General features: G+C 45.8%; 20 protein-coding genes and 1 pseudogene. 4 read left to right on the top strand and 17 right to left on the bottom strand.

The window, feature by feature from the left end:
• The first annotated feature begins 105 nt into the window (after positions 1-105).
• Positions 106-549, top strand: coding sequence for a GNAT family N-acetyltransferase (locus tag FGQ85_RS04620; protein WP_138372792.1), 444 nt, complete (start codon positions 106-108; stop codon positions 547-549).
• A gap of 105 nt (positions 550-654) precedes the next feature.
• Here FGQ85_RS04620 and truA read toward each other — a convergent pair whose 3' ends face one another.
• The 8 genes from truA to FGQ85_RS04580 all read right to left on the bottom strand — a co-directional run bounded on the left by truA (position 655) and on the right by FGQ85_RS04580 (position 8,811).
• The gene (truA, locus tag FGQ85_RS04615) at positions 655-1,404 is read right to left on the bottom strand and encodes a tRNA pseudouridine(38-40) synthase TruA (RefSeq protein WP_118636440.1); all 750 of its coding nucleotides are present in this window, start codon (positions 1,402-1,404) and stop codon (positions 655-657) included.
• Positions 1,401-1,964 (bottom strand): TetR/AcrR family transcriptional regulator, encoded by a 564-nt coding sequence (locus FGQ85_RS04610; protein WP_087168099.1) that lies wholly within the window; start codon positions 1,962-1,964, stop codon positions 1,401-1,403. Before FGQ85_RS04610 ends, truA begins: the two co-directional genes overlap by 4 nt.
• Before the next feature lie 160 nt (positions 1,965-2,124).
• Positions 2,125-2,580 (bottom strand): transcriptional regulator NrdR, encoded by a 456-nt coding sequence (gene nrdR / locus FGQ85_RS04605; RefSeq protein WP_087168175.1) that lies wholly within the window; start codon positions 2,578-2,580, stop codon positions 2,125-2,127.
• A 76-nt stretch (positions 2,581-2,656) separates the two neighbouring features.
• On the bottom strand, positions 2,657-2,914 hold the full coding sequence (locus tag FGQ85_RS04600; RefSeq protein ID WP_087168100.1) for a YlmC/YmxH family sporulation protein: 258 nt from the start codon (positions 2,912-2,914) through the stop codon (positions 2,657-2,659).
• A 132-nt stretch (positions 2,915-3,046) separates the two neighbouring features.
• Complete coding sequence (locus tag FGQ85_RS04595) at positions 3,047-4,240, bottom strand: ABC transporter permease (protein WP_138372791.1); 1,194 nt, start codon at positions 4,238-4,240, stop codon at positions 3,047-3,049.
• 1 nt (position 4,241) lies between these two features.
• The gene (locus FGQ85_RS04590; protein ID WP_087252453.1) at positions 4,242-5,030 is read right to left on the bottom strand and encodes an ABC transporter ATP-binding protein; all 789 of its coding nucleotides are present in this window, start codon (positions 5,028-5,030) and stop codon (positions 4,242-4,244) included.
• 294 nt (positions 5,031-5,324) lie between these two features.
• A complete protein-coding gene (locus tag FGQ85_RS04585; RefSeq protein WP_138372790.1) occupies positions 5,325-7,061 on the bottom strand; it encodes an ABC transporter ATP-binding protein in 1,737 nt (578 codons plus the stop codon).
• Complete coding sequence (locus FGQ85_RS04580; RefSeq protein ID WP_138372789.1) at positions 7,054-8,811, bottom strand: ABC transporter ATP-binding protein; 1,758 nt, start codon at positions 8,809-8,811, stop codon at positions 7,054-7,056. The genes FGQ85_RS04585 and FGQ85_RS04580 overlap by 8 nt, the downstream gene beginning before the upstream one ends.
• A gap of 165 nt (positions 8,812-8,976) precedes the next feature.
• Between FGQ85_RS04580 and FGQ85_RS04575 the strand changes: the two genes are divergently transcribed.
• Positions 8,977-9,525 carry a prolyl-tRNA synthetase associated domain-containing protein gene (locus FGQ85_RS04575; protein WP_087252451.1) on the top strand — a complete coding sequence of 183 codons (549 nt, stop codon included), beginning with the start codon at positions 8,977-8,979 and terminating at the stop codon, positions 9,523-9,525.
• Between the two features lie 54 nt (positions 9,526-9,579).
• Entirely contained in the window at positions 9,580-10,761 is a 1,182-nt protein-coding gene (locus FGQ85_RS04570; protein WP_138372788.1) for a metallophosphoesterase, read from the top strand.
• Between the two features lie 37 nt (positions 10,762-10,798).
• Here the strand turns inward: FGQ85_RS04570 and FGQ85_RS04565 are convergent, their stop codons facing one another.
• From FGQ85_RS04565 to FGQ85_RS04545, 5 genes are all read right to left on the bottom strand, one after another.
• Entirely contained in the window at positions 10,799-11,917 is a 1,119-nt protein-coding gene (locus tag FGQ85_RS04565; protein ID WP_138372787.1) for an ABC transporter permease subunit, read from the bottom strand.
• On the bottom strand, positions 11,914-12,786 hold the full coding sequence (locus FGQ85_RS04560) for an ABC transporter ATP-binding protein (protein ID WP_118636432.1): 873 nt from the start codon (positions 12,784-12,786) through the stop codon (positions 11,914-11,916). Before FGQ85_RS04560 ends, FGQ85_RS04565 begins: the two co-directional genes overlap by 4 nt.
• Before the next feature lie 12 nt (positions 12,787-12,798).
• A complete protein-coding gene (locus FGQ85_RS04555; protein WP_138372786.1) occupies positions 12,799-13,572 on the bottom strand; it encodes a hypothetical protein in 774 nt (257 codons plus the stop codon).
• Positions 13,560-14,099 carry an RNA polymerase sigma factor gene (locus tag FGQ85_RS04550; RefSeq protein WP_171027882.1) on the bottom strand — a complete coding sequence of 180 codons (540 nt, stop codon included), beginning with the start codon at positions 14,097-14,099 and terminating at the stop codon, positions 13,560-13,562. The genes FGQ85_RS04555 and FGQ85_RS04550 overlap by 13 nt, the downstream gene beginning before the upstream one ends.
• Before the next feature lie 129 nt (positions 14,100-14,228).
• Complete coding sequence (locus FGQ85_RS04545) at positions 14,229-14,498, bottom strand: UTRA domain-containing protein (RefSeq protein ID WP_255396394.1); 270 nt, start codon at positions 14,496-14,498, stop codon at positions 14,229-14,231.
• A gap of 78 nt (positions 14,499-14,576) precedes the next feature.
• Between FGQ85_RS04545 and FGQ85_RS04540 the strand changes: the two are divergent.
• Positions 14,577-15,703 (top strand): annotated as a pseudogene (locus FGQ85_RS04540) (6-phospho-beta-glucosidase).
• 41 nt (positions 15,704-15,744) lie between these two features.
• On the opposite strand, the gene FGQ85_RS04535 reads toward FGQ85_RS04540, so the two are convergent.
• The 4 genes from FGQ85_RS04535 to nrdD all read right to left on the bottom strand — a co-directional run bounded on the left by FGQ85_RS04535 (position 15,745) and on the right by nrdD (position 20,613).
• Entirely contained in the window at positions 15,745-17,058 is a 1,314-nt protein-coding gene (locus FGQ85_RS04535; RefSeq protein ID WP_138372784.1) for an MATE family efflux transporter, read from the bottom strand.
• Positions 17,048-17,488, bottom strand: coding sequence for a MarR family transcriptional regulator (locus FGQ85_RS04530; protein ID WP_087168113.1), 441 nt, complete (start codon positions 17,486-17,488; stop codon positions 17,048-17,050). The genes FGQ85_RS04535 and FGQ85_RS04530 overlap by 11 nt, the downstream gene beginning before the upstream one ends.
• A gap of 375 nt (positions 17,489-17,863) precedes the next feature.
• Positions 17,864-18,457, bottom strand: a complete 594-nt coding sequence (gene nrdG / locus FGQ85_RS04525) for an anaerobic ribonucleoside-triphosphate reductase activating protein (protein WP_087168114.1) — start codon at positions 18,455-18,457, stop codon at positions 17,864-17,866.
• A gap of 29 nt (positions 18,458-18,486) precedes the next feature.
• On the bottom strand, positions 18,487-20,613 hold the full coding sequence (gene nrdD, locus FGQ85_RS04520; RefSeq protein ID WP_138372783.1) for an anaerobic ribonucleoside-triphosphate reductase: 2,127 nt from the start codon (positions 20,611-20,613) through the stop codon (positions 18,487-18,489).
• Positions 20,614-20,918: the final 305 nt, after the last annotated feature.

Here is a 20,918-nt window from a genome sequence, read left to right as displayed (position 1 = left end):
TCCTCCTGTATCTGATTATCATTTTAAATTCATTCTTACCAGACTAGTATACCATGAATCCATGTGGTAAACTATAAGTACTTCTGTCATGAAAGGAAAGTTATCATGAGAATCGAAAAAATCACAGAAAACAAAAAGCAGTTCCTGGACCTGCTTCTGCTTGCCGATGAGCAGGAAAGCATGATTGACCGTTATCTGGAATCCGGCGATATGTATGCGCTTTATGATGAAGATCTCAAAGGTGTCTGTGTCGTGACATGCAGCGATGACGGCACCTGCGAGCTGAAAAATATCGCGGTTTACGAACATTGTCAGGGATCTGGATATGGTAGGAAGATGATCGATTATGTCTGCGGACTTTATTCCGGAAAGTATCATACCATGTATGTCGGAACCGGAGACAGCCCGCTGACTGTTCCGTTTTATAAAAAATGCGGCTTCACCGAATCCCACCGGGTGAAAAACTTCTTTACCGACAACTACGATCATCCTATTTTCGAATGCGGAATTCAGCTCGTGGATATGGTCTATTTGAAAAAAGAACTGTAAAAACACAGGAGGATCCTGCCGTGTAACAAGATCCTCCTGTGTTTCATATATGCGAGAGTGTTATTATAATGCGGGTGTCTTCTTTCCCTGCCTCACCCCTTTGCGTTATCTCTTTTCTTCCTGATAATAAACTTCTTTTAAAAACAGTCCCTGTGCCGGAGCCAGAAATCCGGCGCAGGCCCGGCTTTTCGCTTTCAGAATCTCCGGTATGTCCCTGGCGCTCTTCTTTCCGCTTCCCACTTCCAGAAGAGTCCCGCTTAAAATCCGCACCATATGGTACATAAATCCGTTTCCCCGAAAGGACATACAAAGGGAGTCTCCTCTTTTTTCTATCTGGATCTCATCGATCCGCCTCGTGCAGCCCTTCTCATCTTTCCGGTCGGTAAAACTGGAAAAATCATGTCTGCCAAGCAGATATCCTGCGGCCCGTTCCATTTCCTCGATATCCAGTTCTTCCGGATAATGACACGTATACCTTCTGGAAAATACATGCTGCTTTTCCCGCAAGTCTACATGATATTCGTAACATTTCCCTCTGGCGCTCCGGCGTCCGTGAAAGGTATTCGGGACCAGTTCCATGCTGCGGATCCGAATGTCCTCCGGAAGACCTGCATTGAGTTTTCTTAAGAATTCTCTTTCCTCCACTTTCCCTGAAAGCCTCAGGCTTGCCACCTGTCCTCTGGCGTGGACTCCGGCATCCGTTCTCCCGGATCCCTGGATTTTCACTTCATATCCGGTCAATTTGCAAATGGCATCTTCTATCACATTCTGGATCGTATTCTCTGCTCCCGGCTGCCGCTGCCATCCCTGGTAACGGGTACCGTCATAGGAGATCGTCAGTTTATACGTTCTCATATCCTTGCCTCTCCTTTCAAGAACTTCTCCATCACATTTCTGAGAAGTGTCTGAATTTCCTCCTCAGAAAGTCTCATGTTCCCTCCATAAAGCTGCGTCGCAATTCCATGGGCATAAAAACGGACATCCCGGTACAAGCCTTCACTTTCTTGAATGGAAATTTTAAACTGTTCGGCCGTACACTCGATTGTCTCCCGGTTCCACGGAGAATCAATGACCTCCTGGACTGTACGAGACCCAAGAAGCGGATTTACGAAGAGAGCTCCAAAGAAATTCCGCTCTTTTCTGGCAAAATTGATATAGGCAAAGCTGATCGTAAACAGATAGTCTGCCTTATCAATATATTGATTGATAAACTCAGTATAGTACTCGTCGATTCTGAGCTTTACCTCCGCTTTCAGTTCATTCATATCCTGAAAAGACTGAAAAATCGGCATTGTAGAGCAGTTCAGCTGTTTCGCGAGATATCTGGCATTCAGGCTTTCAATACCTTCCTCGTGAATGATCTCAAATGCCTTCTGCAAAATCAGTTCCTTTGTAATTCTCTTTTTCGGCGGCATGAAAAGTTCCTCCCTTCTTTTTAATATCATACGTTATATAACATTAGTTATTATAAGGGTGTTTTCTTTTTTCGTCAAGTATTTTCCGTAATTTATGTCATTGGATGTTGCTGCTCACACTCTTCCCATAACGCAAACAGGAGAATCCTTTCGGATCCTCCTATTTTTTATCCAGTATACTTTTCAATTCTTCCATGAACGTATTGACGTCCTTAAATTCACGATAAACAGATGCGAAGCGCACATAGGCAACCTCATCCAGATCTTTGAGTCTTCTCATAACAATCTCACCGATCACCTTGCTCGGAATCTCTTTTTCCTCGCGATTGAAAATCTCATTCTCGATCTGCTCAACCGTCTTTTCAATCACTTCAGCCGGAACCGGTCTTTTATAGCACGCCTGAAGAATGCCCTTTTCGATCTTTTCCCGGTCGTACTGCTCTCTGTTATTGTCCTTTTTAATGACAATCAGAGGGATTGTCTCTACTTTCTCGTAGGTCGTAAACCGCTTTCCACAGGAATCGCAGGAGCGTCGCCTGCGTATTGAAGATCCATCCTCAGCAGGGCGGGAATCAATCACTCTTGTATCCGGATTGCCGCAGTATGGACATTTCATCTCATGTACCATCCTTTCTCCAAAATCTGGTATCAGTATACCATTACCATTTTAGGCGGTCAACATATTCTCCGTTTTATCTGCACTCACACAGGAATTTTTCCTCACAGATATCAACCAGTATGATATCCGGCCCCACTTTGCAGATACATTCAAATGGAATCACATATTCACTGTCATATCCAAACAGGCCTCCCAGTCTTCCAGGACCCGGTACAACAATCGCCTGGACACAGCCTTTTTTCATATCCACCACCAGATCTGCCACACAGCCAAGGCGTCTGCAGTTCACTGTGTTGATGACCTCTTTTTCTCTCAGATCACAAAGCCTCATTTTATTCCCCTCCCGTTACCCGGAATCCTGCGGCGCAGAACGTCCGTTGTCTTTATGGACAAAAAAGACGCATACACCGGTCTTATCACCAGCATATGCGTCATTTCTTCTTTTGTTACATGTCAAAATCCATTACAGATTCATTACCTTTTCGCTTTCAAATGCTTTTGCGATCACTGCCGTCAAAATGCCGCCAAGCACTAATGTCATAACAAGAGTCACACCGTACTGTGCCATCGTCACTTCCGATGTCAGAATCCCTTTTAAAGCGAGCGCAGTATTATAAAATGGTATCAGATAATCTTTCATTCCGGCCTCGCTTGTCGTGAACATGGTCATCATACCAATCACAAGAACCACCATGTATGCCGGCGTTATATAGGTACTGGCCTCTTTCAGGTCTCTCGCAAACACAGAGATCAGAATGACAATCGCCGAGTAAAGGAACGCGATTGCTACCAGCAGGATTCCAATCATGACAATCTGTTCCGGTGTAATTTCAATATCCAGCCCGCTGTCTCCTCCCAGAATCTTCGGGAATGTCGCACCCATCACAACAATATAGATGACCGAAGATATTCCGGAAATTGTCATCAGGGCAAATACTTTTCCGAGTACGATGGATTTTCTTTTGACCGGAGTCACGAGAAGACTTGCCATCGTTCCCCTCTCTTTTTCCCCCGCAATCATGTCAGTTCCGATTCCCATTGCGCCTGCAAAAAGCAGGATCGTGATGAAATACGGAAGCATCATGCCGAGTGCTTTGCCGCTTGCCTTCTGGTCATCCTGGACAATCATATCTTTATTGTCGCTGTTGACAGTAAAGATCTGAAGCCCGTTCATATCTGCCACTCTCTGGGACAGCAAGGTCTGACGGTATGCTTCCAGCGTCTGATTGGAAATCAATTCATAAGCACTTGAGGAGTAGTCCTCGGACGGATTGTAGTATGTCTTGATCTGCGGCACCTCATCTCCTGTCTGATATTCCTGAATCATGGAATCAAAATTCTCCGGGAATTCAATCAGGAGATCCGCATCTCCGTTCCGCAGAAGATCCATAACATTTTCTCTTTCACTGTCTGTCTTTATGGTATTGACCTCCATATTCAAATCCGCAGCTTCCAGAAATGTGCTGAAACTCTCAGGCTCATTTATCATATATACGATTGATCTGTGGTTCTCGATATCTTCTACCTGTCTCGTCGCAAGGTTTCCTACCAACGCCATGATTCCGACCATAATCAGGACCGGAAGCAGAAAAACAGAAAAAATCATCTTTTTATCTTTGAAAATACGTGCAAGTTCTTTTTTGTATATCGTTTTCATCTTACGCTTCCCCCTTTACACTTTTAAAGTATTCGAAGAAAGCATCTTCCAGATCGTGAGTACCTGTCTCCTCCAGAATTTCGGCAAGCGTTCCCTCTGCTCTCTTTTTCCCGTCAATAATAATCCCGATCCGGTCGCAGAGCTTTTCTGCCTCGGACATAATATGGGTAGAGATTATAACAAGCTTTCCTTCTTCTTTCAGTTTTCTCAGATAGTCAGTTACACTTCTCGCTGTGATGATATCAAGTCCGTTCGTCGGCTCGTCAAAAATCACCACTTCCGGATCATGAATCAGGCTGACTGCAATGGCCGCTTTCTGTTTCATACCCGTGGAAAGCTCTTTGATCTTTTTATGCGCAAAGTCATTAATTCCAAAATATGTAAATAACTCTTCTTTTCTCTTTTTAATCTGATCCGGTGCAATCCCTCTGAGTTCTCCGAAGAAATCAAACAGATAATCTACCGAGAACTGCGGATCCAGCTTAATATCGCTTGTCAGGAATCCAATACTCTTTCTGACTGCTTCTGAGTTCTTCTGTACCTCATTGCCATTTACATAAATCTCTCCCGACGACGGTTTGATAATCGTCGCAATACACCGGAGCGTCGTCGTTTTCCCCGCTCCGTTCGGACCGAGCAGCCCATATATCTCCCCTGATTTTGCAGTCAGCGTCAGGTGATCCACCGCTGTCTTTTTCGGATTCTTTGTGTGAGATTCCTGCATCTGCTTTTTATTCAGCTTGTAAATCTTTGTCAGGTCATGAATCTCAATTTGAACACTCTCATTCATAGCCTTTTCCTCCATCTGTCATTCAGTGTCATGAATTTTCTTGACTCTTTATCATAATTGCATCTCTTTTGCCTTCTGTCAAGTAAAATCTTATGACAATTTTACCCTCCCCCGATAATTTTTTGTCAAGTATTTTCATTCATTTTCTGGATTCTCCGGCTGATCAGCCCTGATTTTGTTCAGAAATGTGTTTGACCGCTGATTATGATTTTGCGGTCTATGAAATGATACTCCCAGTTTACAGAGATTCTGATCTTCTGTCAACCGGGAGTAATTGATTTGTTTTCACATATTTTATGCAAACTGACTTTCGTACAGCTGCTTATAAAATCCATTTTTCGCCAGCAGTTCTTCGTGTGTTCCCTGCTCAATGATATTTCCGTCTTTCATGACGAGGATCCGGTCCGCCGTGCGGATCGTGGATAAGCGGTGTGCCACGATGAAACTGGTTCGTCCTTCCATAAGCTTCTCAAAAGCCTGCTGCACCCGGATCTCAGTCCGTGTATCGATGGAAGAGGTGGCCTCATCAAGAATCAGTACCGGAGGCAGTCTGAGCATGACTCTGGCAATACATAAAAGCTGTTTCTGTCCTTGTGAAAGATTGCCGCCTTCTTCAGAGATTACCGTATCGTATCCATCCGGCATTCTTGTGATAAATCCGTGGGCATGCGCTTCTTTCGCCGCATGAATGATCTCTTCTCTCGTTGCATCCGGATTTCCGTAGGCAATATTTTCTGCAATCGTCGCGGATTTCAGCCAGGTCTCCTGAAGTACCATTCCATAATTTTCTCTCAGGCTGTCCCTTGTAATATGCCGGATATCCTCACCTTCCATACGGATAACCCCTGCATCTACATCATAGAAACGCATGAGAAGATTGATGAGAGTCGTCTTTCCGCATCCTGTCGGACCGACAATCGCAATCTTCTGCCCCGGCTTTACGTTCAGATTCAGATCTTTCAGAAGCGGTACTTCTTTCTTATAAGAAAAGCTTACGTGTTCCAGATCCAGGTTTCCTTTTGCATCTATCAGTACCACGGCGTCCTTATCATCTTTCGACTCCGGTTCTTCTTCGATAAAATCAAACACCCTTTTTGCGCAGGCAAGTGCATTTTGGAGTTCCGTCACGACACCGGAAATCTCATTAAACGGTTTTGTATACTGATTCGCATAGGTCAGAAAGCAGGAAAGCTGTCCGACGCTGATGATCCCGGACATCGCGCTTAACGCCCCCGTGATTCCAACCCCCATATAGACAAGGTTATTGACAAACCGGGTACTCGGGTTCGTAATGGACGAAAAGAAAATCGCTTTCAGGCTGTAGGTTTTCAGTTTTCCATTGATTTCGTCAAACCGTTCGGAAGCGGTGCTTCCGTATCCGAATGCCTGTACTACTTTCTGATTTCCTACCATCTCGTTAACGAGCGATGTCATATCCGCCCTTGCTTCCGACTGTTTTTTAAACATCTGGTATGTCCGTTTTGCAATGAATCCCGCAACAAAGAAGGACAATGGTGTGAGCAGCACGACAACCAGAGTAATTTTCACATCAATGGTCAGCATGAAAATCAATGTCGTAACAATTGTTACTACTCCGGAGAAAAACTGGGTAAATCCCATCAAAAGTCCGTCCGAAAACTGCTCCACGTCTGTGATAATCCTACTGATGGTATCTCCATTTGCATGGCTGTCCACATAAGAAAGGGGCAGTCTTTCCAGTTTTTTAAATGCTTTTAGCCGTACGTCTCTTACTACCCGGTAGGTAATCTGATTATTGCACAGATTCATCAGCCACTGTCCCACACCTGTAATCGCAATGATAACGGCAAGTTTTTTCAGAATATCAAGAATCCGGTCAAACAGTACCTGATCTTTTCCTATAATAAAATCAATAGCATCACCAACCAGAATCGGTGCATACAGGGTCAGCACTCCTGTCAAGACTGCGAAAAGGAGCGATAAAATCACATAAAACGAATATGGTCTGATATAAAAAAGTACCTTTTTCCATGTACTGTCCTGCTTATGCATGCTGGCCCACCTCCTTTTCTGAAAGCTGAGAGAGACAGATTTCTCTGTAAACCTCGCATGATTTCATCAGTTCATCATGTGTGCCGATTCCGGCAATCTTTCCATCATCCATGACAATGATCCGGTCCGCCTGCATGACAGATGCCGCTCTTTGTGATACAACAAAGACCGTCATATCTTTCAGGCCTTTGACAGCTTTCCGAAGCCTGGCATCCGTTGCAAAATCCAGTGCAGATGCACTGTCATCCAGGATCAGGATCTGCGGCTTTCGTACAAGAGCACGGGCAATCGTCAGTCTCTGTTTCTGTCCGCCGGAAAGATTTTTTCCTCCCTCATTAATCAGTGTGTCCAGACCGTCCGGCTTTCCTTCCACAACCTCCAGTGCCTGGGCAGTGCGGATCGCTTCCATGATCTGCTCATCATCTGCATCTTCATTTCCAACTTTCATATTGTCACGGATCGTTCCGCGGAAAAGAACTGCCCTTTGCGGAACCATACCGATCTTCTTTCTTAGTTCTTCAATCTTATAATTACGGACATCCTCTCCGTCTACGGTCACACTTCCTTCCGCCACGTCATAAAAGCGCGGAATCATCTGTACAAGCGTAGACTTTCCGGAACCGGTTCCTCCGATTACCCCGATCATCTCTCCCTTTTTCACAGAGAAATCCAGACCGGTGACCGCATAAACCTTACTCTCCGGATAGGCAAACGACACCTGATGGAATGCTGCCGCTTCCCTTGTCTGCTCCTGCTCTGCCCCCTCTTTATCTGTCACTTTCTTAACTCCGTCTCCATCCTGAATGGACGGTTCCAGTGCAAATACTTCATTGATACGGTTGGCACAGGCAAGCGCTTTTGTAAAGCTGACAATCAGATTGGACAACGCCACCAGCGCAGTGAGAATCTGTGTCATGTAGTTTACGAGGGCGATGACCTCTCCCTGTGTAATGCCGCCCGCGTATGTTTCCCGGCCTCCAAACCAGACAATGGCTATGGTCGCCACGTTGACGATAATGTAGGTTGCCGGATTTAAAAGAGCCGAAATTTTTCCGACCAGCATCTGTGCTGCCAGAAATTTTGCATTCTCCGCCTTGAATTCATCCCGTTCTCTTCCCTGCATACCAAAAGCCCGGATGACGCGGATTCCTTCCAGATTTTCTCTTGTAGAAAGTAAAATCCGGTCAAGCAGTTTCTGTACCTTCCGGTAAAGCGGAATCGATACTACCATGATCCCGTAGATCACCAGCGCCAGAAGCGGCACCGCAACTACAAAAATCAACGCAAGCTCCACACTGATGGTAAACGCCATAATCAGCGCACCGACAACGATAAACGGGGAACGAAGGAAAAGCCGCAGAACCAGATTGACCCCGGACTGCACCTGGTTGATATCACTCGTGATCCTTGTTACCAGAGTCGCGCTCCCTGCCCGGTCAATTTCCGCATAGGAAAGGCTCTGGATATGCCGGAACATATCATGTCGCAGGGCCGTTCCGAATCCGACGGATGCCTTTGCTGCAAAATACTGGGCTGTCAGCGAACATGCCAGTCCAAGTACCGCAAACAGAATCAAAATGCTCCCCATCCGCAGGATGTATCCTGTGTCCTGATTTCGGATTCCAATGTCTATCATGTTCGCCATAATGAGCGGCACCACCAGCTCAAAGCAGGCCTCCAGAAGCTTAAACAACGGACCGATGACACTCTCCTTTTTGTAATCATTCAGATACTTCAACAATTTTCTCATTTCTTTGATCTCCTATTCGATGCTTTCTTTATTATAAGGTCTTGGACCTGCCCCCGCAAGTATGAACACAGTTTTCTATGTATTCTCTTAATTCTTTTTGAACCTTCTTGTCTTTTTTTTCAATTCTTTTTATACTATAAGAAATCATTTTCAGGAGGTTTTACAATGAGTATTACTGTACATACAACCCATTTTACCGAACGGCCGGACTGCACCGGACGGCTTGAAAAGGAGCAGCGTGTCTATGATCTGCTGGAGCAGCTCCACATTTCCTTCGAAGGAGTTGACCACGATACTGCCAATACGATCGAAGACTGTGAGGCAGTTGAGGCGGAGCTTGGTGTGAAGATCTGTAAAAATCTGTTCCTGCGAAACCGTCAGAAGACGACTTTCTATCTTCTCATGATGCCGGGAGATAAGAAATTTGTAACAAAGGATCTTTCCGGACAGCTTGGAATCTCCCGTCTTTCCTTCGCGGAGCCGGAATTCATGGAGGAGTATCTGGACCTGACACCGGGATCTGCAAGTGTCCTTGGACTGATGAATGATCCGGATCGGGAAGTCAATCTTTTGATCGATGAGGATCTTCTCAAAGACGAATATATCGGATGTCACCCGTGTATCAACACCTCGACACTCAAAATCCGGACAGCCGATATTCTGAATGTTTTTCTGAAGCATACCGGACACCGCCCGACACTTGTGCGCCTTTAGCCACATGTTTCGCGATTATGAAAAGGGATTTTACAAAAGAATGGAGAAGTTTTTATGCTTGCAGTTTATTTAAGCCCCCTCTACCTTGCAGTCAATTTGTACCTTCTGCACCGGATCTTTACATGGCTTACCGATATCCATCCATTTTTTGAAAAACGCGCGGTGCGGATTGTACTTGGGATCTGCTACTTCTTTGTCGCGTTTTCTCCGGGGATCGGATTCCTTGTTCCTGCCGGAACAGCTCAGAGAATTCTAAAAGGGCTCGGTTACTACTGGATGGGCATCATGCTCTACACGGCTCTGATTGTCATCGCAGCCGACCTGATACGTCTCATTGTCAGAAAAGTACGAAAGAAAACCTTTCACCGTCTCCGCCCTGCACTTGCCGGAACGATCTGCTTTTTTCTGATTGCCGCGATCAGCATTTATGGAATGTTCAATGCACGTTTCATCCGGATTACTCCGTATGAGGTGACGATTGATAAGAAGGCCGGGAATCTGGATTCTCTTAAGATCGCCCTTGTGGCAGATCTGCATCTCGGATACAGTGTCGGCACTTCCCAGATGCGTCAGATGGTTGACAAAATCAATGCCCAGAATCCGGATCTGGTTGTCATTGCAGGGGATATTTTTGACAACGAATATGAAGCGCTTGACAAGCCGGAAAAACTGGCTGAAATCCTTTCCGGACTTCAGAGTACTTACGGCACCTATGCCTGCTACGGAAACCACGATATTCAGGAGCCGATTCTGGCCGGATTTACCTTTCCTCAGGATGGTAAAAAAATGAGCGATCCTCAAATGGATGTTTTTCTTGAAAAAGCCGGGATCACCCTGCTTCGGGATGAGAGTGTTCTGATTGATGATGCCTTTTATCTTTATGGCAGACCGGATTATGAACGTCCCGGGCGCGGTATAACCAGCCGGAAAACACCGGAAGAGATTACACGGGATCTGAATACGAATAAGCCGGTTATCGTCATCGATCATGAACCGCGGGAACTGTCTGAGCTTTCGGATGCCGGTGTTGATCTGGATCTGTGCGGCCATACTCATGACGGCCAGATCTTTCCGGTCAATCTGATCACAAACCTTGTGTGGGAAAATTCCTGTGGTTACCTTCAAAAGGGCTCCATGCATAATATTGTGACCTCCGGCGTGGGGGTATTCGGGCCGAATATGCGGGTTGCCACAAAAAGTGAGATCTGCATGATCGATGTGAAGTTCCAGTCCTGACTATTATGTTCACCATTATAAAAACATCAGGTGTCTCCTAGGAGCGCACCTGATGTTTTTGAAATCCGAAATAGGAACAGACTGCACAGACCGGCGTAAAGCAGACAGCAGCAATTATTCCCATCTGATAAACCTGTATCTTCATTGTTCCGATCTCATAGGCCGGGAGATTGAAAATCTTGGCCGGAGACAGAAGATTAACCGGACACATTTCCAGAATGTGGTTAAGCCACGGAATATCCCATACGCCCCACAAAAACATTGGAAGCGCAAAAAACGCGAGAGTGATAAGAACGCTGACAAAAGAAGACGTTCCAAGCGCCGATGCCGCAAGCGCAAATCCGGTGATCATCAGAAGGCCTGCAAATCCCATAACCGCAAGAATCAGAACTGCTTTCCAGTAAGGCAGATCAAACGGTGCATTTCCGATCATTCCGGTTGCACAAAGATGCGCGTCCACAAAAAGTCCGTCCGTTCCAAAATAGCCAATCGTAAGCAGCGTCAAATACAGACTTGTCACTGCAAAGATCCCGGCGGAGCAGAGAAAAGACGCCAGGATCTTCGCTCTTGCGCACCGTGTTTTCCCAAAACGAGAGGACAAAATAAGCGAATCCATTCCCGATGTATATTCTTCCGCAAACACCGGAGAAATCATAACAATCAAAAGGAGCGGGGCCAGCAGAAGAAAGCTTGCCAGAAAGCTCAGCAGCATATCCATTCCATTTGTAAAACCGCCCTGCATCAGCCCGTCCTGGCTCGGATAGACCTGATCCGCCGGAAGGTGATTGTAGTTTCCATTTTCATCGGTAAAAACAGACGCCACAGCGCCGTAAAATCCGTTGGCGTACCGATAGTAGTCATCGCCTATCATCTGATTTTCATCCGTGTATTCTGCGAGAATTCTTGCATTCTCCGCCAGAATTTCCTGCACATCCGCATCAGAAAGCGTGTCGTATTTTTCCGCAAGTTTCTTTTCATACTGCACAGCTTCCGTTCCTTCCAGCACCTTCCCATCCGACGTCAGAATCGGTGTATAACGGTCCGGATGTCCTGCATATGCCATAAAAAGCAGGATAGCACTGTAAATAGCAAGCAGAATCAAAATAAACTTACGCTTCAGTATTTTCTGTATTTCCAGACTCACAATCGAAATCATTTTTCTTCCTCCCTCTGAAAATCATAAAGGTAAATATCTTCCAGTGACGGCGTCACTTCTTTCGCGCCATTAACCGGGCACGTCTCCGACACAATCCGAAGGAGACAGCCATTCTCCTCATTTTTCAGATTCCCTACCGTAAAGCGCCGTTCCATCTCTGCTGCCTCTTCAAACGGCACAAGGCACTCCCAGACTTTCCCTCGCAGATCCGCAAGCAATCTTCCCGGCTCTCCGTTTCGGATCAGTTTTCCTTCTCTCATCACCAGTATCTCATCCGCAATATATTCGATATCCGACACAATATGAGTAGACAAAAGAACAATCTTATCCTTTGAAAAAGAGCTGATCAGATTTCGGAAATGCACCCGTTCCTTTGGATCCAGCCCTGCTGTTGGCTCATCAAGAATCAGGATTTTCGGATTGTTCAGCATTGCCTGGGCAATTCCAAGCCTTCTCTTCATACCGCCGGAAAAGGTTTTGATCTTTTTATTTCGGTCTCCCTCAAGGCCCGTCACATCCAGCAGTTCTTCGATTCTCCGCTTTGCCGCATGTTTGTTCAGTCCTTTCAAAGCAGACATATAAAGCAAAAACTTCTGTGCGGTAAATTCCGGATAATAGCCGAAATTCTGCGGGAGATAGCCAAGAAAGCTCCGGTATTCTTCCTTCAGTTCCATGATTTCTTTTCCGTCAAGGGTAATCTCCCCACCGCTCCGGTTCTGAATCAGGCAGATCAGACGCATCAAAGAAGTCTTGCCCGCTCCGTTTGCTCCAAGGAGACCATAGATCCCCTCCCGCAGCGTCATGTTTATGTCATCCACCGCTGTTTTTGTCCCATATCGTTTTGTCACATGCTGTAATTTCAGTTCCATGCCTTCTCCCTTCTAACCAATCTTTTCTTCCCACAACAGTTCGCCGTTTTGTACTGACCGGAAAAATTTCATTCCATTTATAATCAGACTCCCAAAAAGAGCCGCCAGAATCAAAAGTAATATCATCCCTGTCTGCTGTTTTTCCATCAGACGGTAAATATCTTCTTTCGCGCTCCACATACAGACAATGATCCCTGCTGCCATAATGTCGATTCCAATAATCCCGTACTCTGCCTGTCTGTTCCTGATTTTCCGAAGCAGAAAAAAGCTCAGAGAGCTGACTGCCAGAAACGGAAGACAGATCCACAGTTCAAAGTCCAGAAAGCTTCCGGTTTCCATCCGGGTTGCCGCTGCACCGAATGCAATCAGTATTCCGGATACCCCTCCGAGAATTACCATTTTAAACGCCATGATCTCGCCCAGGTTGTAAAAACATACCTGCTCCATCTCCCACATTCCTTCCGAAAAGCTCCTTGCCAGTTCCGGCACAAGAAGCGCTCCCAGAAGCGGAGTCAGAAGGGAGCATACCACAAGGGCATTCTCATATGGTACCTCAAACATCAGAAAGACCGCCGCCGCACAGAAAAAGAGCAACGCTCCCCATGTCCACCTGGAACAATATGCGGCCGTCTCACAAAGTCTCACAAGAATCGGACGGGACGGCAGAATTACATTCTGCCTTAACTCTTCTGCCATCTGCGTCTTGCACGCTTCAAGTGCTTCCCTTTCCGGCTCCGGTTTTTTCTGTTGTCGCAGAAGTCTCTCTACTTCTTTTATCCGTTCCATCTGTATCCCTCCTCTTCCAGAATAGTTTTCAGATTTTTCAGTCCCTGGCGGATCCTGCTCTTCACAGTTGCTGTCTTTTCTCCCGTTACATAGGCAATCTCTCTTGCTTTCAGCCCATGGAAATACGAAAGATCCAGCACTTCTCTCTGTTCCGGCTTCAGACGCTGCATTGCCTTTTGCAGCATCACCTGCTCTGATACCTGATCGGCAAAGTCTTCCTCCCGGAGCCGTTCTTCGTAACCGTCCTCATATCCTAATTCAGCCTCCGCCTTTTTCCGGAAAAAATCAATGCAGACACTCCTTGCGATTCCAAATAAATACGCCCGGAATTTCTTCTGCTCCACATAGCGGTTCAGGTACCGGATGACACGTAGAAACGTTTCCTGCGCGCAGTCATATGCCGCGCTTTCCCGTCCTGTTCTGGAATAACAATATTGAAATATTTCCTGATAATATGTTTCAATCAACTCGTTCATCTGCTCCGGTTCCCCGGATTGAATACGCCGTATTCGTTCTCTGTCTGTCATGGTTATAGCCTCATTTTTATAAAACGTCTTACATATTGTATAACGAATCAGAAGAGAAAAAAGATTAAAAAAAGAAGAAAAATTTCTCCGCCTGACCGACATCTGAAATTTTTCTTCTTCCATTTGTAGTTATAGTGTCATTTCAATAATCTTTTCTTTAGGATTGTGGTACATTTTGGCAATCGCAACCAGTTTTCCTACCATATCACGTATCGTACACTCTACCATAATAATCGGAGTTCCCATCTCCAGATTCAGAAGATTGCTGTATTCCGGCGGTACCATCATCGGAATAAACCTCTGTGTTACAGTACCTTCTTCTATATAACCGGTCATATCAAGCATTTCATCCAGATCTTTCATCTCCATCGTGTGGACTCTGGCATACGGATAGTAGATTTCCTCTATATTGGAATGGTCTACAATATGGTCTAACCGCTTTCTATGATTTCAGAATTTTGGAGGTGTTCTTCTCTTATGAAAAAAGATTCCGTAAAAATCGTTACAATCGGAGGCGGCTCAAGCTATACTCCGGAGCTGGTTGAAGGATTTATTAAACGTTATGATACACTGCCGGTTCGCGAACTCTGGCTCGTGGATATTGAAGCAGGACGTGAGAAACTGGAAACTGTCGGTGCTCTCGCCAAACGTATGGTTGCAAAAGCCGGTGTTCCTATGAAAATCATTTTAAGCTATGACAGACGGGAAGCATTAAAGGATGCAGATTTTGTTACTACCCAGATGAGGATCGGACGTCTTCCGGCCCGGATTCTTGATGAGAGAATTCCGTTAAGCCACGGCATGATCGGGCAGGAGACAAACGGCGCAGGCGGCATGTTCAAGGCATTCCGTACGATTCCTGTCATCCTTGATATTGTAAAAGACATCCAGGAGCTTTGCCCGGACGCATGGATGATCAACTTCACAAACCCGGCAGGCATGGTAACAGAAGCCATCCTCAGACATACAAACTTCAAAAAGACAATCGGTCTTTGCAATGTTCCGGTCAACATGGTAGCCGGCTTTGCAAAGATGTTAGACGCGGAAGAAAAGGATGTCACCATGGAAATTCAGGGTGTCAACCATTTCATCTTCGCGACAGATGTATTTGTAAAAGGAGAATCCCGTTTCTCCGAGCTGCTTGATATGTACGCCCACCTGAAACCGGAAGATACTATTCAGATGAAAAATTTCGTCTCCCTTCCGTACTCTCCGTCATTTATTGAAGGTCTTGGAGCCATTCCGTGTCCGTACCACAACTACTACTTCTTTACCAAAGAGCAGCTGGAGGAAGAACTGGAGCAATTTAAGACCGGAACGGTCCGGGGCGAAGTCGTAAGTGAGACAGAGCATGCCGTATCACAGCGGACGGACCAAAACCGCTTGCAACCGGGGAACTGAAAGTTTCCATCAGCGGTTATGTGCATATGATTAAAGCGTTCGAACGCATGACGATTGAAGCCGCCGTAAAAGGTGACCGGAACCTTGCTGTTGCTGCCCTGAACTTAAATCCGCTCTGTCCGAGTGATGAACTCGCAAATATCGTTGTGGATGAACTTCTGGAGGCACACAAAGAATATCTTCCGCAGTTTTTCAAAAACTAGACATCTTTTCGATAAATACCTTTTCATCGAAATATGCCGCCTCAAAACATCTGAGGCGGCATATTTCTTTGATCTTCATGCTGCTTCATCAGCAGCGCAAGACATGCGGACAGCACTCTTGCAAATACTGTGCTCCACCAGATCATGATCTGCCCTCCCAGCAGCGGCGGAAGAATCAGCATCAGTACAAGCATCAGCGCCGGCTCCATAAACGTCAGCACATAAGACATTCCCGTCTTTTCCGTTGCATAAAAATAAGCCGTGGTAATCCGGCTGACCGCCACAAACGGGACCGAAACAAGAAAGACCGGCATAATCTTCGCAATCTCCTGGTTTACTTCCCGGGAAGATCCAAACATATTTCCAACACTCCCCCTGACAGCAAACATGACCACACAGCCTGCCAGCGCCAGCAGCATGGCAAACCCGTAGGCGTATCTCCGCATCTTTTTCATCTTTTCCCTGTTTCCTTCTCCATAATAACGGCTGAACAATGGCTGGCTTCCGTCACCGACTCCCTGTAAAATCAGATAAATAATACAGATGATATAGGCGATACAGGCATACACTGCCACTGCTTCGTCCCCGCCATAATGGATGGAAAACCGGTTTATGATGATCAGAGAAATATTCGGCGTCATGGAAAGTCCGAACGGGGCAATCCCGATTTTCACTATGGCTGCGGCTGCAGACCCTGCACCTGAACGGGATATTTTTACCGTAAGCTTCTTCTTCCGGATCAGGTAGATCAACGCAATCAGCATTGTCACTCCCTGACTTATGACGGTCGCAAGCGCCGCCCCTGTGATGCCTCCATTCCAAACCCATACAAGAAGATAATCCAGTACAATATTACTTCCGAATCCTGCAATCATGGAAATCATCGCATAGAACGGTCCTCCATGATTGCGGATAAACGGTACCAGCCCCGTACCAAGCACCTGAAAAGCCGCTCCCAGTGCAATGACAGAAATATAGTCCTCACCAAGTCTTAACAGTTCCCCCTGCGCACCCAGAAGCCTGAGAAGCGGCGTTGTCAGCAGAAATGTCAGGGCCGTCAGAAGGATACTTCCCAGAATCAGCATCCAAAGCGCACAGGCACTGAACTCATGCGCACGCTTTTCTTTCTTTTCCGCCATATAGATCGAATAATACACCGCACCGCCCATGCCGATCCCTGTTCCGGCCGCCTGAATAACTGCCACGATCGGATAGGCCACATTAATGGCCGAAAGTCCCATATCGCCGATACTGTTCCCGACAAAAAAGCCGTCCACGATAGAATAGACGCCGGACAGGGCAAAGGACAGTACCGCCGGAATGACATACTTGAGAAAAACTCTTCTATCGCTCATGTTTCCTGTCCTCCTTCAACTTCCTTTCAAACATGAGATTAAACAGTTCCATCGTCTCACTGATCTGCCGGATCCGTTCTATCCCGATTTTACGGTAAATCTCCTCCTCCGTATGAAGGAGCGGATCGATTTTCTCCCCGGCGTACCGTCTGCCGCTCTCTGTCAGATCCACCCATTTCTCTCTTCGATCCATCTCACTGGCTGTCAGCATCACCAGCTCCCTCTCTTTCAGATCATGGATCACAGTATTCACCGTCTGCTTCTGCAGCCCAAAATCCTCCCGGATCTGCTTCTGAGTCAGACGTCCCATGGTGTACAGGGAATACAGGACAATCATTTCCGGATAACCGATCCCCTCTCTGGCCGCCCACTGTACATAGAGCCCGTTCCCCTTTGCCCAGGCTGCGTAATACTGCGCATTGACATTCATAGCATTCCCTCCGTTCAAAATATTTATTTTTAATCATTCGTTTTTTATACCATAATAGTATGTCCACAGACTATTATAAGAGTAAAAAAAGAGGATGTCAAGAAACAATATCACATCTCACTTCCTGTCCTCAATCTTTGTCCTATGTGTGCGTGGTAAGGTGATTTTACATCCGAACTGGTGAATCCGAAGTACTCATCATATCGGGGACCTGAAATCGTGTGTACCTTCAAATTGTTCAGTCCGGTAAAAATACTCTCTTTTGAAATACGCATCCTGATAGGATTTGTTTCCTACGCACTACAGGGGATGCTCCCCGGTTCTCCGTGAACCGTCCGGATGACATCCCCTGTTTTCTTTGTATTTTATCTTCTGTTATTTCCCGCTGACTTCCGGCGGAATTCCTACAGCATTCGGATTTTCCTTCACTTCCACATGAACATATTCCGGCTGTTCCCAGAGAACCACGCTGCCTTTCTCCATAGACTTCTTCACATCGATCAGGCGCTGGTTTGCGGAACCCCGGAACAAAAGATTGACCTGTTTTAACTCCTCCACAAATCTTCCATCCACAAGGACATCAATATACCGGAGCATTTCTTTTGTCTCTTCCCATTTCGGGAGCATGTCCGCAAGAATCTCTTTGTCAAAGACATACCCGGAATAGCACCAGATGGAGATCCCCGGGAATTTTTCTCTGACCCGTTTTAAAAACGGTGCCAGAACCTTCTGATTTTCGTGCTCAAAAGGTTCCCCTCCAAGAAGGGTAAATCCGTGATAATAACTTTTTTCCAGCTCTTTCAAAATTTCGTCTTCTGTTTCTCCGGTAAAGGGATTTCCATAATGGAAATCCCACGCCTCCTCATTAAAGCAGCCTTTACACCGGTGCGTGCATCCGCTGACAAAAAGGGATACTCTTACACCGGGTCCGTTTGCCACATCCCATTTTTTTATATCTGCATAATACATACCGCAAATACTCCTTTACCGCCTGATTCTTACAGATGCATTACCCTGCTTTTAATCTCTTTTGTCTTTCCGGGATTCCAGAAATTTTCTCCCAGATATCCGCAGGTCCTTCTTGTGACATTCATCTTTGCCTGATCTTTATTGTGGCAGACCGGACATTCCCACTCATAATCATCATTGATCATGATTTCTCCATCGTATCCGCATTCCTGACAGTAGTCAGACTTCGTATTAAACTCTGCATACTGGATGTTGTCATAGATAAACTTCACAACTTCCGCCACCGCTTCCAGATTATTATTCAGGTTCGGAATCTCTACATAAGAAATACATCCTCCGGTGCTGATTGTCTGGAACTGGCTTTCAAATGTAAATTTGTCGAACGCATCGATCTTTTCACGTACATCCACATGATAGGAGTTCGTATAGTATCCTTTGTCGGTCACATCTGTGATGCTTCCGAATTTTTTCTTGTCAATCTCGGCAAAACGGTAGCACAGACTCTCTGCCGGTGTTCCGTAAAGTCCGAATCCAAGTCCTGTTGTCTCTTTCCATGTATCGGTCGCGTTACGGAGTCTCTTCATCACCTTCAGAGCAAACTTCTGTCCTTCTTCTGTCGTCTGGCTTTCTCCTGTCACCAGTTTGGTCACTTCATAAAGTCCGATATATCCAAGGCTTAATGTAGAGTATCCTCCATGCAGATATTTGTCGATCTTTTCGCCTTTTTCCAGACGTGCGATCGCTCCGTACTGCCAGTGTACCGGGCTGACATCGGAACTTGTTCCTTCCAGCGCTTTATGACGGCACATCAGAGCCTCAAAGCAAAGGGAAAGCCTTTCATCGAGAATCTGCCAGAACTTCTCCTGGTCTCCTTCGGCCAGAATTCCGATCTGGGGAAGGTTAAGGCTGACAACGCCCTGATTGAAGCGGCCTTCCCATTTGTAATTTCCGTTCTCATCTTTCCACGGTGAGAGGAAGGAGCGGCATCCCATCGGTGAGAATACATTTCCTTCGTAGTTTTCTTTCATCTTCTTTGCGGAAATATAGTCCGGATACATTCTCTTGGCTGAGCATTTCACTGCCAGCCTTGTCAGATCATCATACTCGCCGCCGCATAAATTGTTATCTTCATTCAGAACATAGACAAGCTTCGGGAATGCAGGTGTCACATAAACGCCGGATTCATTTTTGATTCCCTCGATTCTCTGGCGCAGAATCTCCTGAATAATCATGGCATTTTCCTTTGCGTACGGGTGGGACTTATCCGGGTTCAGGAACAAGGTCACGAACGGAGACTGTCCGTTTGTTGTCATCAGGGTGTTGATCTGATACTGTATCGTCTGTACACCGGATCTCAGCTCATCCTGAAGTCTGTCGTTGGCCAGCTGTTCCATCATCTCTTCGGAAATGATGCCTGTATATTTTTCTCTGTATTTTCTCATATATTTTTCATAGCTTCTGTGCAGATATTTTCCAAGATGGCGGATATCGACAGACTGTCCGCCATACTGGCTGCTCGCAACAGACGCGATAATCTGCGTCATAACAGTACATGCGACATGGAAGCTTTTTGGAGACTCAATCAGTTTGCCGTTCATAACTGTGCCATTGTCCAGCATATCGCCGATATTGACCAGACAGCAGTTGAAAATCGGCTGAAGGAAGTAATCCATATCATGGAAATGGATCACACCGTCCTCATGAGCCTTTACAATTTTCTCCGGAAGAAGCACCCTCTTTGTCAGGTCCTTGGACACTTCCCCTGCAATATAATCTCTCTGGGTGGATGCCAGCGTGGAATTCTTGTTTGAATTCTCTGTCTTTAATTCAGAATTCTCTCCGCGGATCAGCCGGAGGATGGAATCGTCCGTTGTATTGGACTTTCTCACCATGGCTCTTGTATAACGATAAATGATATATTTCTTGGCCAGATGATATTTTTCCTCTTCCATCAGCTTCTGCTCAATGATATCCTGGATATCCTCCACAGCCATACTCTCCAGCTTTCTGTTTTCGATGGACGCAACAATGTCGTAAATTTTTTCTTCGGAAATCCGGTCCTCTTTCTCCACCTCATTATTCGCTTTCTGTATTGCATGGACGATTTTGTTTCTGTCGTACTCAGCTTCCCGTCCGTCTCTTTTTATCACTTTCATATCTTATACCTCGCTGTATCAGTAAATTTCTCAAAGCTGCCTTTTTCATCTTTTCAGCAACAATCCACATTATAGCAGAGTGCAGCCGTTTTTTCTACCATATCTTGTGATTTTTCTATTATTCCACTATATATGGTATTTCATACAATTTTCTAACTATTTCTTTTTCCCTGTAAAATCAAGGTCTGCGGCCCCTTTGAAGGTTGCAATTTCCATGGAAAAATTATACCCGACTTTGCCACTTTCTCCATTCTAACAACTGAAAAATATATTGAAAATACAGCCTTTGGGTTGTATTTTTTTAC

Origin of the sequence: Pseudoflavonifractor sp. BSD2780061688st1 E11 (genome assembly GCF_005844125.1) — a bacterium.
GTDB lineage: Bacteria > Bacillota > Clostridia > Lachnospirales > Lachnospiraceae > Sellimonas > Sellimonas catena.
Note: the sequence above shows the minus strand (reverse complement) of the source record. Positions and strands in the feature narration are given on the sequence as shown.